General features: G+C 37.2%; 1 protein-coding gene. It reads right to left on the bottom strand.

Annotated elements, in window-relative coordinates; all coding sequences use genetic code 11:
- Positions 1-268: 268 nt before the first annotated feature.
- A complete protein-coding gene (locus tag HRU21_13525; protein ID NRA43302.1) occupies positions 269-1,330 on the bottom strand; it encodes an IS5 family transposase in 1,062 nt (353 codons plus the stop codon).
- Positions 1,331-1,590 lie beyond the last annotated feature (260 nt).

Here is a 1,590-nt window from a genome sequence, read left to right as displayed (position 1 = left end):
GTATCACTTTCAAGCCGTGACAATGCTGGCTATACTCTTCGTCACTGATCTCAAAATCAACAATAAGGAAGAATTGCCCCTTCTCAGTTATCGAGACGTGAAACAATTGATCTATACTTTAGGGCACCTCTATATACTTGATATCTGCCAATAAAGCAGTTATTTAAAAAGTAAATTATTAATCTTGAGACTTAAGATTCATCCAAAATTGATTCAGACTCTTTCAATTTTGCTGCTTTTGCCGCTTTTCAGGAGACTTTCTCCTGATTCACCCCCAATTAGGCACACTTCTCCCTTGTATTTTATATAACTGCACAACTCTGAATAGATTATAAGTCAGATTCATTAATCCAATCTGAGTTTTAGCCCTTGATATTCCAATGGTACGTATGGTTGACCCTCCCATGCTGTTTTCAATAAATCCGAAGATATGCTCTACACGTGCACGCGTCTTAGATTTGACTCTGTTAGAAGACTTCTGATCTTGAGTTAGGGGATGATTGCGTGTTCCTTTTTCACAGATTTGATTATCCATCTCTTTGTCTTCGAGTGCCTTTTCAATGGTCTCCCCTGTATAAGCAGAATCAGCGTAACATGGCTGTTTTCGATCCGCATCACTGAGTAATCCTTTCATGCGTTTAGAATCATGCTCGGATGCAGGCCCCACTTGATAATCGGTAATGATTTTACTCTGAGTGTCTGACTTGACATGATCTTTATAACCATAAAATGTATCACCGTTTTTCTTGGTCCACCTAGCATCTACATCTTTCTGACGCTTTTTGTGTGGATTGTTTTCCCATTCCTCAACTTTCTCTCCTGATTTGATTTGGGTGTTTTCTGCTCTGCTATTGCGTTGACGGGGTACCTCCACAAATGAAGCATCAATCATTTTACCTTCGTGAGCAATAAGGCCTTGTGATTCAATGAGGGTATTGAAATGGTCAAAAAGCATTTTTACACCATCCTTTTTACCCAGACGTTCTTTAAATAACCAGATGGTCTTACTATCGGGAATATCATGAGCTAAATCCACACCCAGAAAACGTTTAAAGCTCATACGGTCTAATATCTGGAATTCCATATGATCATCTGAGAGGTTATAATAGCGTTGCAAAATCACCACTTTGAACATCAATACATAGTCATAGGGAGGACGACCTCCTTTACCTTTTGGTTCCTTTTTGAGCAGAACATCTAGTTTTGGACGGAAAATCTCAAAATCAATGAGATTCGAGAGTTTCTCCAATGGATCGTTGAGACGACTGAGCTTTTCTAAAACATTTTGTTCGTCAAAAAGTGTACGTGGTGCTGGGCGATTACGAGACATCTGATAGTGATAATTGACTGTCCTCTAAATTAAATACTTATCAGTTATTAACAATAATAAAACCACTGAGTTTTTAGAGATGCCCTTTAATCGATTAAAATAAAGATTGATATATCTTGCCAAATCTTATTATTTGATATATGCAATATTATTGCATTAAATAGTGGTTGTATATCCACTACACAGTTTATATTAAATTACAACCCCTAAGACACTTTTAGTTACCTAACCTAACCTTTATGTCTCGTAAACCTTTCTTA

This window comes from Pseudomonadales bacterium, assembly GCA_013215025.1.
Classification (GTDB): Bacteria; Pseudomonadota; Gammaproteobacteria; order Pseudomonadales; family DT-91; genus DT-91.
This window is presented reverse-complemented; position numbering and strand designations above follow the sequence as displayed.

Bases quoted from the DNA above. Each gene is read 5' to 3' on its own strand.
- HRU21_13525 (NRA43302.1), bottom strand. From the start codon at position 1,330: ATGTCTCGTAATCGCCCAGCACCACGTACACTTTTTGACGAACAAAAT.